The following is a 13,110-nucleotide window of genomic DNA, read 5'->3' on the forward strand; positions in this document are numbered from 1 at the left end:
GGGTCCAGGGGCGGCAGCCCCTGGTTTCGGGAAAGGGGCGGGACTGGGGCGCCCCCCGCGAGGGCGCACAGGCGCACGGTGAGGCGCCCCGCCAGGTGTGCGTTCGCACGAGATGCAGCCTCGTGCGAACGCACCCTAGGGCCAGACCCCCGCACACCCCTACGGTGTGCCCCGTGCGACCGAGCCAGCCCACTCCCCCCTTCGACTTCCCCGCCGCCCGCAGACTGCGCGAGGCGCTGGGCATGGCGCCCGGGCACGTCGCGTACGGCATGCGGGCGAGCTACGGACTCAGCCACATCACGCCGGACACGATCACCGCGTGGGAACGCGGGCTCGCCACCCCGGACGCCGCCGAACTCGCCGCGCTCGCCGCCACGTTGTGGTGCTCGCCCGGCGAGCTGATGGGCGCGCCGACGACGCTGCGGGAGCACCGCCTCACGCGCGGCCTCGCCCCGGAGGACGTGGCGCGCGGCGCGGGCGTGGAGATCCAGGCGTATCTGCGGATGGAGGAGACGAACGAGTGGCGCGGCAGCGACCGCCAGTCCGCCGCGCTCGCACGCACGCTCCAGCTGTCGCTTCCGGACTTCATCACGGTCACGGGCCGCGCGGGCGACCTCGCGGAGCTGCTGCGCAGCGCGGTGACCACGCGCTGGCAGGGGTACACCCGGCCGGTCGGCAAGCTCCTGGCCGTCGACAAGCGGACCGTCGAGGGCCCGCTGCGGCGGCTGCACGAGGAGTACCAGTCGCGGATGGTGCGCACGCTGAGCTGGGGCGGCGGCGCGAGCGCGGACGCGTCGGGGCACGCGGGCCAGGACTTCCTCGACCGGATCCTGGACCACTTCTGGTCCCTGGTCCCGGAACTGAGGGGCTGACCCGGCCGAGGCACTGAGGGGCTGACCGGCGTACGGACGTCAGCCGCCGTCGTGCCGCCGCTTCCGCGCCTTGATCCGCGCCGCCCGGCCCGCGTGCGTCGTGGTGAAGGCCTGGGCCAGCTGCGTGGCCAGGGCGGCGAAGACGCCCACCGCGAGGAGCCCGTACGGGATCGTGAAGAGCCTGCCGAGACCGGTGGCGGGAGCCAGGTCCCCGTACCCGATCGTCAGCCCGGTGCACACCGCGAAGTAGAAGGAGTCGAGGACGCCCCACCCCTCCTGATGCGCGTAGAAGAGGGTGGCCGAGGTCCACAGCAGCGCCAGCGTCCACGCCGTTCCCCGGAACGCGGGCCTCCCCCACGCCGTGCGCAGCGCGCCGCCGAGCCGCACGAACATGATCACAAGACCGAACACGCCCGCACCGTAGCCCTCGCGGGGCGCGGGCGCCCGAAGGAACGGCGCGGGCTCGGCCGTAACCGCCTAGAAGACCGACTCCGCCTCGTCCATCCGGTCCTTCGGGACCGTCTTCAGCTCCTGCACCGCCTCCGCGAGCGGCACCATCTCGATGTCCGTGCCGCGCAGCGCGGTCATGCGGCCGTAGTCGCCGCGGTGGACGGCCTCGACGGCGTGCCAGCCGAAGCGGGTGGCGAGGACGCGGTCGTACGCCGTCGGCGTGCCGCCGCGCTGGACGTGGCCGAGGATGACCGGCTTGGCCTCCTTGCCGAGCCGCTTCTCCAGCTCGTACGCGAGGGCCGTGCCGATGCCCTGGAACCGCTCGTGGCCGAACTGGTCGATGGCGCCCTTGCCGTAGTCCATCGTGCCGTCGGCGGGGTGCGCGCCCTCGGCGACGCAGATCACGGCGAACTTCTTGCCGCGCGCGAAGCGCTCCTCGACCATCTTGACCAGGTCGGCCGGGTCGAAGGGGCGCTCAGGCAGGCAAATGCCGTGGGCGCCGCCCGCCATGCCGGACTCCAGGGCGATCCAGCCGGCGTGGCGGCCCATGACCTCGACGACCATGACGCGCTGGTGGGACTCGGCCGTGGTCTTGAGGCGGTCCATGGCCTCGGTGGCGACGCCGACGGCCGTGTCGAAGCCGAAGGTGCGGTCCGTGGCGGAGATGTCGTTGTCGATGGTCTTGGGCACGCCGACGACCGGCACCCCGGCCTCGTGCAGCATCCGCGCCGCGGTCAGCGTGCCCTCGCCGCCGATCGGGATGAGCGCGTCGAAGCCGCTCTTCTCGATGAGCTCCTTGGCGTTGTGGCAGGCGGCGCGGAAGCGGGCCCGCTCCAGGCGGGAGGAGCCCAGGATCGTTCCGCCGCGGGCCAGGATGCCGCTGACCGCGTTCAGGTCGAGGGGGCGGTAGCGCCCGTCGAGCAGGCCCGCGTACCCGTCCTCGAAGCCGATGACCTCGTCGCCGTAGTTCGTGACCGCTCGGTGCACGACCGACCGGATCACTGCGTTCAGGCCCGGGCAGTCGCCGCCCGCGGTGAGAATTCCGATACGCATCGCGCTGTGTCTCCTGCTCGCTGTTGTTACTTGTGAGCCGGTCCGATTGTTCCACGCCCCCGGTGGGGCCGCCGCCCATCGTCCGGCCTGCGACCTAGCCAGCCGCAGAGGTATTGTCAAGAGGGCACAGCCAACAATATCGGGTGTTTTTCCGGCGCTGCCGGAGCTGCCCTCCCCTCCTGACCAGCGAATCCACGCCGGCGAGGCACTGAAGAACCGCCGAAGGCACAGAAGAAACGGAGAGCACGCGTGACGCGCAGCGTGTACGTGACCGGGATCGACCGGGGAGACGGCCGGCAGGTCGTCGAGCTGGGAGTCATGGAGCTCCTGACCCGTCAGGTCGACCGCGTGGGCGTCTTCCGCCCGCTCGTCCACGACGGACCCGACCGCCTCTTCGAGCTGCTCCGCGCCCGCTACCGGCTCGCGCAGGACCCGGCGTCGGTGTACGGCATGGACTACCACGAGGCGTCCGCGCTGCAGGCCGAGAAGGGCACCGACGAGCTGGTCTCCCGGCTCGTCGACCGCTTCCACGAGGTCGCGCGCCACTACGACGTGGTGCTCGTTCTCGGCACGGACTTCGCCGCCACGCAGCTCCCCGACGAGCTGTCCCTGAACGCCCGGCTCGCAAACGAGTTCGGCGCGTCCGTACTCGCCGTCGTCGGCGGCAAGGACCAGGACGCCGAGTCGGTGCGCGCCGAGACCCGCAACGCGTACCGCGCGTACGACAGCCTGGGCTGCGACGTCCTCGCGATGGTCGCCAACCGGGTCGCCCCCGCCGACCGCGACCAGATACACGAGCGCCTGGAGGCCCGCCTCCCGGTCCCCTGCTACGTCCTGCCCGACGAGCCCGCCCTGTCCGCGCCGACCGTCGCGCAGATCAACCAGTCCCTGGGCGGCACGGTGCTGCTCGGCGACGACTCGGGGCTCGCCCGTGACACGCTCGACTTCGTCTTCGGCGGCGCGATGCTGCCGAAGGTCCTCAAGGCCCTGACCCCGGGCTGCATGGTCGTGACCCCCGGCGACCGCGCGGACATCGTCGTGGGCGCCCTGGCCGCGCACAGCGCGGGCACGCCGCCCATCGCGGGCGTCCTGCTCACCCTGAACGAGCAGCCGGGCCCGGAGATCCTGCGCCTCGCCGACCGCCTCGCGCCCGGCACGCCCGTGATCGCGGTCACCGGCGGCTCCTTCCCGACGGCGGCCGAACTGTTCGCCCTTGAGGGCAAGCTGAACGCCGCGACGCCGCGCAAGGCGGAGACGGCGCTCGGCCTCTTCGAGCGGTACGTCGACACCGCGAACCTCCTGAAGCTCCTCTCGGTGTCCGGCAGCGACCGCGTCACGCCGATGATGTTCGAGCACAAGCTCCTGGAGCGGGCCCGCGCCGACCGCCGTCGCGTCGTCCTGCCCGAGGGCACCGAGGAGCGCGTCCTGCGCGCCGCCGACGTGCTCCTGCGCCGCGGCGTGTGCGACCTGACGCTGCTCGGCCCGGAGGAGGCCATCCGCAAGAAGGCCGCCGACCTCGGCATCAACCTCGCCGACTCGCAGATCGTCGACCCGCAGACGTCCGAGCTCCGCCAGCGCTTCGCCGAGGAGTACGCCCGCCTGCGCGCCCACAAGGGCGTGACGGTGGAGCTGGCGTACGACGTCGTGGCGGACGTGAACTACTTCGGCACCCTGATGGTGCAGGGCGGGCTCGCCGACGGCATGGTGTCGGGCTCGGTGCACTCCACCGCCGCCACGATCCGCCCCGCCTTCGAGATCATCAAGACCAAGCCGGACGCGTCGATCGTCTCGTCCGTCTTCTTCATGTGCCTGGCCGACAAGGTCCTCGTGTACGGCGACTGCGCGGTCAACCCCGACCCGAACGCCGAGCAGCTCGCGGACATCGCCGTCCAGTCGGCCGCGACGGCCGCGCAGTTCGGCGTCGAGCCGCGCATCGCGATGCTGTCGTACTCCACCGGCACGTCCGGCTCGGGCGCCGACGTCGACAAGGTCCGCGAGGCCACCGAGCGGGTGCGGGCGTCCCGCGCCGACCTCAAGATCGAGGGCCCGATCCAGTACGACGCGGCCGTCGAGCCGTCCGTGGCGGCCACCAAGCTGCCCGGCTCCGACGTCGCGGGCCAGGCCAGCGTGCTGATCTTCCCCGACCTGAACACCGGCAACAACACCTACAAGGCCGTGCAGCGCTCGGCCGGCGCCATCGCCGTCGGCCCGGTCCTCCAGGGCCTGCGCAAGCCCGTCAACGACCTGTCCCGCGGCGCGCTCGTCCAGGACATCGTCAACACGGTCGCCATCACGGCGATCCAGTCCCAGACCCCCACCGAGAAGGCCCCCCAGTGAGCTCCACCCGTGTCCTCGTCCTCAACTCCGGCTCGTCGTCGCTGAAGTACCAGCTGCTCGACATGGCCGACGGCAGCCGGCTCGCGGTGGGCCTCGTCGAGCGCATCGGCGAGGAGACCTCGCGCCTGAAGCACACCCCGCTGACGGGCGGCGGCACCGAGCGGGAGCGCACCGGCGCCATCGCCGACCACGAGGCCGCCCTGAAGGCGGTCGCTGAGGAGCTGACCGCGGACGGCCTCGGCCTCGACTCCCCCGAGCTGGCCGCGATCGGCCACCGGGTCGTGCACGGCGGCAAGCACTTCACCGAGCCGACGGTGATCGACGACGCCGTGCTCGCCGAGATCGAGCGGCTCATCCCGGTGGCCCCGCTGCACAACCCGGCCAACCTGACGGGCATCCGCACGGCCCAGGCCCTGCGCCCCGACCTGCCCCAGGTCGCCGTCTTCGACACCGCCTTCCACACGACGATGCCGGAGTCGGCGGCCCGGTACGCGATCGACGTGGCGACCGCCGACGAGCACCGGGTGCGGCGCTACGGCTTCCACGGCACGTCGCACGCGTACGTGTCGCGGGCGACCGCGGAGCTGCTCGGCAAGGCCCCGCAGGACGTGAACGTCATCGTCCTGCACCTCGGCAACGGCGCGTCCGCGTCCGCCGTGCGCGGCGGCCGGTGCGTGGACACCTCCATGGGCCTCACCCCGCTTGAGGGGCTTGTGATGGGGACCCGTTCGGGAGATCTGGACCCGGCGGTGATCTTCCATCTGGCGCGCGTCGGCGGCCTTTCCATCGACGAGATCGACACGCTTCTCAACAAGAAGAGCGGCCTTATCGGCCTGTGCGGCGACAACGACATGCGGGAGATCCGCCGCCGCGTCGACGAAGGCGACGAACAGGCGCAGCTCGCCTTCGACATCTACATTCACCGGCTCAAGAAGTACATCGGCGCCTATTACGCGGTACTCGGCCGGGTGGACGCGATCGCGTTCACGGCCGGTGTCGGGGAGAACGCGGCGCCGGTGCGGGCCGCCGCCGTCGCGGGCCTGGAGGAGCTGGGCCTCGCGGTGGACGGCGCGCTGAACTCCGTACGGAGCGACGAGCCGCGCCTGATCTCGCCCGAGTACGCCCGGGTGAAGGTCGCCGTCGTGCCGACCGACGAGGAACTGGAAATCGCCTCGCAGACTTATGCACTGGTCGAGCGGCTTTGATATGCGGCTCCGCGGCGCGGGCAACTGAGCACCCGCCCGCCCATTTGTATCTTCCGCCAGATGGAATATTCCGTAGCGAAACAAACCGATAGGATCGCCCCATGCGCCGTTCCAAAATCGTCTGCACGCTGGGCCCCGCCGTCGACTCCGAAGACCAGCTCGTCTCGCTGATCGAGGCGGGCATGAATGTGGCCCGCTTCAATTTCAGCCATGGCACGCACGCCGAGCACCAGGGCCGGTACGACCGCGTCCGTGCCGCCGCGGAGCGCACCGGCAAGGCCGTCGGCGTCCTGGCCGACCTCCAGGGCCCCAAGATCCGCCTGGAGACCTTCGCCGAGGGTCCCGTCGAGCTGGTGCGCGGTGACGAGTTCACCATCACCACCGAGGACGTGCCCGGCGACAAGTCGATCTGCGGGACGACGTACAAGGGCCTGCCCGGCGACGTCACCAAGGGCGACCAGGTCCTCATCAACGACGGCAACGTCGAGCTGAAGGTCGTCGAGATCGAAGGACCGCGCGTCAAGACGATCGTCGTCGAGGGCGGCGTCATCTCGGACCACAAGGGCATCAACCTGCCCGGCGCGGCCGTGAACGTCCCCGCCCTGTCCGAGAAGGACATCGACGACCTGCGCTTCGCCCTGAAGATGGGCTGCGACATGGTCGCCCTGTCCTTCGTGCGCGACGCGAACGACGTGAAGGACGTCCACAAGGTGATGGACGAGGAGGGCCGCCGGGTCCCCGTCATCGCCAAGGTGGAGAAGCCGCAGGCCGTCGAGAACATGGCGGACGTCGTGGCGGCGTTCGACGGCGTCATGGTCGCGCGCGGCGACCTGGCCGTCGAGTACCCGCTCGAGAAGGTCCCGATGGTGCAGAAGCGCCTCGTGGAGATGTGCCGCCGCAACGCCAAGCCGGTGATCGTCGCGACCCAGATGATGGAGTCGATGATCACCAACTCCCGCCCCACGCGCGCCGAGGCGTCTGACGTCGCCAACGCGATCCTGGACGGCGCGGACGCGGTGATGCTGTCGGCCGAGTCGAGCGTGGGCGCGTACCCGATCGAGACGGTCAAGACGATGTCGAAGATCGTCGCCGCCGCCGAGCAGGAGCTGCTCTCCAAGGGCCTGCAGCCCCTGGTCCCCGGCAAGAAGCCGCGCACGCAGGGCGGTTCGGTGGCCCGCGCCGCCTGCGAGATCGCCGACTTCCTCGACGGCAAGGCCCTGGTCGCCTTCACCAAGTCCGGTGACACGGCCCGCCGTCTGTCCCGCTACCGCGCGGCCCAGCCGATCCTGGCCTTCACCACCGACCAGGAGACCCGCAACCAGCTCACGCTGAGCTGGGGCGTCGAGTCCTTCGTCGTGCCGCACGTGGACAACACCGACGCGATGGTCGAGCTCGTCGACGCCGAGCTGCTCAAGCTCAAGCGCTACAACGAGGGCGACACCATGGTCATCACGGCCGGTTCGCCCCCCGGCGTCCCCGGCACCACGAACATGGTCCGGGTCCACCACCTGGGCAACGGCTGCCGCGACTAGCGCTGCCGCGCGTACGAGAAGGAGGGTGCCCCCGGCCGGGGGCACCCTCCTTCTCGTTGCGGCTCGTTGCGGCTCGTTGCGGCTCAGTCGGTGATCGACTGGTGCAGGCCCGGGATGGTGAGCTCGCCGCCGAACTGGCCGGCCTGCTGGACCTTCACGTCGGTGAAGTAGATCAGCGGGATGTTCAGGGGCGGCGGGTGCTCCGGGTCGAACGTGACCGGGATCAGGCCGAACAGATTGCCCGAGATCCGCTCCGTGTACATCGTCGTGTCCCCGCCCCGGATCGTGGACGTGGAGCCCTTGGCGGCCTGTACGTGGTACTTCTTGCCGCCGGGCCCCTCGACGATCTGGTGCAGGTCGCCGATGTCCGTGCCGCCGCTGATGACGTACTTCAGCGCCTGCTTGGTCTGGCCGTTGGGCATCTTCAGGTTCACGACGCCCTGGTAGTCGGAGCCCTTGAGCAGCAGGGAACTGGCCTCCAGGTGCCACGGCTGGTTCGGGATCGGCGCGGCCGGCTGCTCGTCGTCGCCCGCGACCTTCTTCTCCACGACGCACGGGAACGGCTTCTTGCCGTTCGCGTCCGGGGCCATGGGGTCCTTGGACTCCTCGGGCTCCGGCTCGTCCGTGGCCTTGTCGTCGGCGTCGTCCTTCGCCTTGTCCTCGGCGTCGTCCGTCTTGTCCTCGGCCTCGTCCTTCGCCTTGTCGGCGGGGTCGTCGGCGCGCTCGGTCGGCTCGTCCGACGTGTCGTCACCGGTCCTGCCGTCGTCGGCCTTGTCGTCACCGGTCCGGCCGTCGCGGGAGCCGGTGTCCTTGTCGTCCGTCGGGTCGGACGGCTTCGGGGACTCCTTGTCGGCACCGTCGTCGGCGTCGGCGTCGCCGGGCGTGAGGACGTCCTTGATGGCGTCGCCGAGGCCCAGCGGGTCGAGCGGGTTGCGGGTCTCGGTGGGCTCGGGCTTCGGCTCGGGCTCGGCGTCGGCCTTCGCGTCCGGCTCGGCGTCGGCGGACGGCGACGGCGTGGACGTGGGCGTGGGCTCCGGCTTATCGGTCCCGGCTCCCCCGTCGTCCCCGTCGTCCTTGTGCCGATCCGCCTCGTCCTCGCGGGCCTTCGCGGCCTTGTCCTTCGCGTCCTGCTCGGCCTTGTCCTTCGCGTCCTGCTCGGCCTTGTCCTTGGCGGCCTTCTCGGCGTCGGCCTCGGCCTTCTCCTTCTCCGCGTCCTTGGACTGCTCGTCCGGGGCCGTGACGCAGGGGCCGTCCTGGAAGGGGTTCTCGGGCACGCCCGGCTTCGCCTGGGCGAGCTGCGGCGTCAGGCCCATGCCCATGAGGACGGCGGTCGGCATGGCGGCGATCGCTATCGCCTTGCCCGCGGGCACCTGAAGGCGGGTGAACAGCGGCTTCTTGGGGGCCGCGTGCCGCGGCCCCGTTCTCACACGGGATGTGACCGCATCGGTCCCGCGGCGCACCTCGTCAGTCGGCACGGTGCCTCCCGTTCGTCCCGTTGGCCGGGCTCGTTCCTGACAAGTCCTCTGTCGCTCCGCCCGCGCCGGGCACCGCCCCGTTCGCGGCTCCCGCGGCCGCGGGAGCCGGGGCCCCGGTGCCGAGGTCGCCCGTGTCCAGGGCCTTCGCGCGCCGCTTCGAGCGCTTCACCGGCTTGTCGGACACCCAGGAGATGCCGAGCGCGCCGCCGATGAGGGCGAGCAGGAAGCCCATGACGAAGCCGCCGAAGTTGGACACCACCAGGGAGACCAGGGCGAGCAGAATCGCCGCGACGCCCGCGAACACGCGGGACTGCGGCTGGAACCACATGGTCAGGCCGAGCACGACCAGGAGCACGCCGATGATCAGCGATCCGGCTCCGGCGGTCGTCGCCATCCGGATGGTCATCGTGCCGAGCGTGAGATTCGCGTACGGGAAGTACATGATCGGGATGCCGCCGAGCAGCGTCAGCAGGCCACCCCAGAACGGGCGCTGACCGCGCCACCCTCGGAACGATCGGCGCATCCGCCCCAGCTTGCCGCCAGGGCCCACGTGCGCTTCTGCGCTCATGTCGTACAGCTCCTCGGAATGGCGTTTGGTTCTGTGTGTGCGGATTCGGGCACGGGGACGGCTGCTGGAGAGTGAAGAGGTGAGCGCCCCCGCGCCCGGCCGTGTCAACGCAACGAGTGCGGATCAGAGTGAGGCGTGGGTTGCCTCAGTAGCACTCGTGCTTGCCCTTCGAGACCGACATGTGCAGGCCGGAGAGCTTGAAGGTGCCGGCGCTGGTCGCCCAGGCGCGCTGCTTGACGTCGGTGAAGCGCACCTTGTCGGCCTGCTGCGCGAACGAGTCCGGGACGTACTGCTTGCCCGGCTTGTCCTGCGGGTTGGGGCCGGGGCCCTTCGTCGTGCGGTCGACCGAGACGCCGATGTCGACGTTGGTGAACGTCGCGTTGGCGCGCAGGTCGTCGGCGTCGATGAAGAGCTTCTTCGCCTCGACGCGCGGACCGCCCTCGCCACCGGCCTTGAGCTTCATCGACACATCGCCGAAGAGCGGGACCGGAACGACCACGGACTGACAGAGATTGGTGATCTTCGCCGAGTCCATACCGACGACGGCGACCGGGTGGTGGCCCGAGTTGCCGGCGTCCATCGCTCCGTACTGGACGAATCCCGTACCGTCGAGCTGCTTGGCGGTCACCTTGAACTGCTGACCGGACACACTGAACGATGCCGCGAGCGCACCCTGCGAGAGGGCCACGCCTATCGCGGCCGTCGCCGCGACGCTCGGCACCATGACCACGGCGAACCGCTTCCATCTGGTTCCGCCACGAGCCACGGACTCCATGACTTTCCTCCTTCTCGGACGTACATCTCCGCCCTTCGCCGGTCCCTTTCGGGCGGTCGGCCGAGCGGGGATGGGAGAAGTGCTACGTCCTCGGTAACAGGAGAGCGCCTGCGTGGTCGCAGGCGCGTCGCGCCTCGATCACCGGCGATCACCCCCGAGCGACAACCACTGGTCGCGCCTGACGCATCACGCACAACCTTGCTGGACAGGCCCTGTCGCCGAAGGCGCAGAGACCCCCCTGTCCCAGGTCGGCGACGGCGCCGCCGGCCTGCTCGGTGGGGACCCAGAAATCCCGTCTCCCGATTGGCTGTCGGGCTGCGGGCAATGGACCGAGCGTGGCCGATCGTGGTGCATTCTCGGCGCCCGCACAAGGGGGTTCGTTACTCGCTGGTAACGGGCGGATAACCGAACCACGACCGCTCGACATCGATCAGCAACAGACGGTGGTGTCAACCGAGGGGCAAGATCGGCATATTGACGAACAGAGTCGGACAGATCACCGCCCTCCTCTTACTCCAAGTAACAGTGGCCGCGTTTACCAAGATTTGGTAAAACGCGGCCACTGTGGCACTGCTTGCGCAGAGTTTTCACTTGAGTAACAGCGAACGGCGGTTCCGCGTCCGCTCAGCGCACCGTCAGAACGGCACGAACGTCACAACAGACCGCACAACGGCCCGCACAACGGCCCGCTGTCGGAGCATGACGTCAGCACCGCCCGCCGGGACGGCCCGTCAGAACAGCACGCGGGCGAGCGCCGTACGCGCCGCCGTCACCCGCGGATCGTCAGCGCCGACCACCTCGAAGAGTTCGAGCAGCCGCACCCGCGCGGCGTCCCGGTCCTCGCCCGCGGTGCGCTTGACCGCGTCGATCAGGCGGCCGAAGGCGTCCTCGACGTGCCCGCCGACCAGGTCGAGGTCGGCGGCCGCGATCTGGGCCGCCGCGTCGCCCGGCTTCTCGGCGGCGTCCTTGCGGACCGCCGCCGGGTCCATGTCCTGCACGCGCTGGAGCAGTTCGGCCTGGGCGAGGCCGAGCTTGGCCTCCGTGTTGCCGGGGTCGTCGCTCAGCACGTTCTGGTACGCGCGGACGGCGCCGCCCAAGTCGCCCGCGTCCAGGGCCTGGACGGCCGCGGCGAGCGCCGCGTCGTGCGGTCCCGCCGGGGCGGCCGCGGGCTGCGGGGCGCCTTCGCCGCCCTCGGCGTCCGGGTCGACGACGATGCCGGTGAGCCCGAAGCGCTCCTCGGCGACCTGGACCAGCTGGTCGAGGGTCTGGCGGATCTGCGCCTCGGGGGCCGCGCCCTGGAAGAGGGGCAGGGCCTGCCCGGCCACCACCGCGAACACCGCCGGGATGCCCTGCACCCCGAACTGCTGCATCAGGAGCTGGTTCGCGTCGACGTCGATCTTCGCGAGGACGAAGCGGCCGTTGTACTCCTGCGTGAGGCGCTCGAGGAGCGGGCTCAGCTGCTTGCACGGCTCGCACCACTCGGCCCAGAAGTCGATGACGACGGGGACCTCGGTGGAACGCTGCAGTACGTCGCGCTCGAAGCCCGCCTCGTCTACGTCGATGACAAGGCTCGCGGGGGACACCGCTCCGCCGCCGCCCTGCCTGGCCGCTTCGGCGCGCGCCTGCTCCGCCTTGGCCTTGGCCTCCTGGGCCGCCTTCACGGCGGCGAGGTCGACGACTCCGCTCATGGACATGTTCCGTGGCTGCATGAGTACATCCTCCCCCAACACGTACGCGAACCGTGCCCGTCCGTAGCCCCCCGCCGGATTGCGGGGCTGACGGACGAACCCGGTTCAAGGTCCCGAGGAGGACCAAATGTGTCGCGCGGAGTCCCCACCCCGCGCCGATTGCGGGGTCCCCACCCCGCGCTGTGGCTGCCGCCCCCTGGGGCGGTTTGTGCTTCGCTCGCAGCGTCCGCGTCCGTACGGGGCCGTGGCTCCGCCGTACTCCGCTTTCGCTACGGGTCGTAGCGTAACTGGAGGACGCGCGGCGCGGCACCGGGCGTCGGGTGATCTCCCTCACTCGCGCCTGGCCATCGTCACCGTACTCGCCGGTATGGTCGCGGGCATGCAGAGCCGCAGCACACCGCCCACGCGCGCCGGAGGCCGCCCGCGCAGCGCCGAGGCGGACACCGCCATCCTCGAAGCGACCCGGCAGGCCCTCGTCGACCTCGGCTGGACGAAGCTGACCCTCAGCGACGTGGCCACGCGGGCGGGGGTCGCCAAGACCACGCTCTACCGCCGGTGGGCGGGCAAGAGCGAGCTGGTCGTGGACGCGGTGGCCGAGCTCTTCGACGAGTTGGAGCTGCCGGACAACGGCAGCCTCGCCTCGGACATCGAGGGTGTGGTGCTGCAGTTCGCGGACCTGCTCGGGCGGCCCGAGACGAAGACCGCGCTGATGGCGGTGGTCGCCGAGTCCACGACGGACGCGCCGCTGCGGGAGCGGGTGCGGGGGTCCATCGTGGACCGGCAGAAGCGGCTCGTTCTCCAGGGGCGGGCTCGGGCGCAGGCGCGGGGCGAACTGCCCGTCGAGGCGGACCCCATGACTGCGGCCCGCACCGCGGACCTCATCTTCGATGTCATTGCCGGGGCCGTGGTCCACCGTGCGCTTGTCAGCGCGGAGCCGGTCGACGCCGAGTGGGCTCGGCGCTTCACCCTTCTCCTCCTGGGCGGCCTGGCAGCAGCCTCCACGCGCGCCCCCGAGCCCCCCTGACCCCCTGGGGGCTCCGCCCCCGGACCCCCTCCCCTCCGGCGCTCCGCGCCTCGCCCTCAAACGCCGGGCAGGCTATTTCCCCCACCCGCCCGCCCTTCTCCAGGGGCTCCGCCCCCGGACCCCCTTCTTTC

Annotated in this window: 11 protein-coding genes; 5 read left to right on the forward strand and 6 right to left on the reverse strand. The window is 70.9% G+C overall.

The features are described 5' to 3' along the window. The first annotated feature begins 242 nt into the window (after window positions 1-242). Complete coding sequence (locus tag ACFWZ5_RS40335; RefSeq protein WP_384802635.1) at window positions 243-872, forward strand: helix-turn-helix domain-containing protein; 630 nt, start codon at window positions 243-245, stop codon at window positions 870-872. 39 nt (window positions 873-911) lie between these two features. Here the strand turns inward: ACFWZ5_RS40335 and ACFWZ5_RS40340 are convergent, their stop codons facing one another. Beyond that, window positions 912-1,283 carry a potassium channel family protein gene (locus tag ACFWZ5_RS40340; protein WP_384802605.1) on the reverse strand — a complete coding sequence of 124 codons (372 nt, stop codon included), beginning with the start codon at window positions 1,281-1,283 and terminating at the stop codon, window positions 912-914. A gap of 66 nt (window positions 1,284-1,349) precedes the next feature. Beyond that, the gene (locus ACFWZ5_RS40345) at window positions 1,350-2,375 is read right to left on the reverse strand and encodes an ATP-dependent 6-phosphofructokinase (protein ID WP_384802608.1); all 1,026 of its coding nucleotides are present in this window, start codon (window positions 2,373-2,375) and stop codon (window positions 1,350-1,352) included. A 249-nt stretch (window positions 2,376-2,624) separates the two neighbouring features. Between ACFWZ5_RS40345 and pta the strand changes: the two genes are divergently transcribed. The 3 genes from pta (at window position 2,625) to pyk (ending at window position 7,449) form a co-directional block, all read left to right on the forward strand. Then, a complete protein-coding gene (gene pta, locus ACFWZ5_RS40350; RefSeq protein WP_384802611.1) occupies window positions 2,625-4,712 on the forward strand; it encodes a phosphate acetyltransferase in 2,088 nt (695 codons plus the stop codon). Then, entirely contained in the window at window positions 4,709-5,917 is a 1,209-nt protein-coding gene (locus ACFWZ5_RS40355) for an acetate kinase (protein ID WP_384802614.1), read from the forward strand. Before pta ends, ACFWZ5_RS40355 begins: the two co-directional genes overlap by 4 nt. A gap of 101 nt (window positions 5,918-6,018) precedes the next feature. Continuing rightward, window positions 6,019-7,449, forward strand: coding sequence for a pyruvate kinase (pyk, locus tag ACFWZ5_RS40360; protein ID WP_384802617.1), 1,431 nt, complete (start codon window positions 6,019-6,021; stop codon window positions 7,447-7,449). A gap of 83 nt (window positions 7,450-7,532) precedes the next feature. Here the strand turns inward: pyk and ACFWZ5_RS40365 are convergent, their stop codons facing one another. From ACFWZ5_RS40365 to ACFWZ5_RS40380, 4 genes are all read right to left on the reverse strand, one after another. After that, window positions 7,533-8,924, reverse strand: a complete 1,392-nt coding sequence (locus ACFWZ5_RS40365) for a hypothetical protein (protein WP_384802620.1) — start codon at window positions 8,922-8,924, stop codon at window positions 7,533-7,535. Continuing rightward, entirely contained in the window at window positions 8,914-9,492 is a 579-nt protein-coding gene (locus ACFWZ5_RS40370) for a DUF6114 domain-containing protein (RefSeq protein ID WP_384802623.1), read from the reverse strand. The genes ACFWZ5_RS40365 and ACFWZ5_RS40370 overlap by 11 nt, the downstream gene beginning before the upstream one ends. A gap of 145 nt (window positions 9,493-9,637) precedes the next feature. Continuing rightward, window positions 9,638-10,267: a DUF6230 family protein gene (locus ACFWZ5_RS40375; RefSeq protein WP_384802626.1), complete on the reverse strand. Its 630-nt coding sequence runs from the start codon at window positions 10,265-10,267 to the stop codon at window positions 9,638-9,640. A gap of 731 nt (window positions 10,268-10,998) precedes the next feature. Next, a complete protein-coding gene (locus tag ACFWZ5_RS40380; RefSeq protein WP_384802629.1) occupies window positions 10,999-11,976 on the reverse strand; it encodes a tetratricopeptide repeat protein in 978 nt (325 codons plus the stop codon). 358 nt (window positions 11,977-12,334) lie between these two features. Here ACFWZ5_RS40380 and ACFWZ5_RS40385 point away from each other — a divergent pair, with 358 nt between their 5' ends. Next, the gene (locus ACFWZ5_RS40385) at window positions 12,335-12,979 is read left to right on the forward strand and encodes a TetR/AcrR family transcriptional regulator (protein WP_384802632.1); all 645 of its coding nucleotides are present in this window, start codon (window positions 12,335-12,337) and stop codon (window positions 12,977-12,979) included. The last annotated feature ends 131 nt before the right edge of the window (window positions 12,980-13,110 follow it).

Origin of the sequence: Streptomyces sp. NPDC059003, assembly GCF_042740445.1 — a bacterium.
GTDB lineage: Bacteria > Actinomycetota > Actinomycetes > Streptomycetales > Streptomycetaceae > Streptomyces.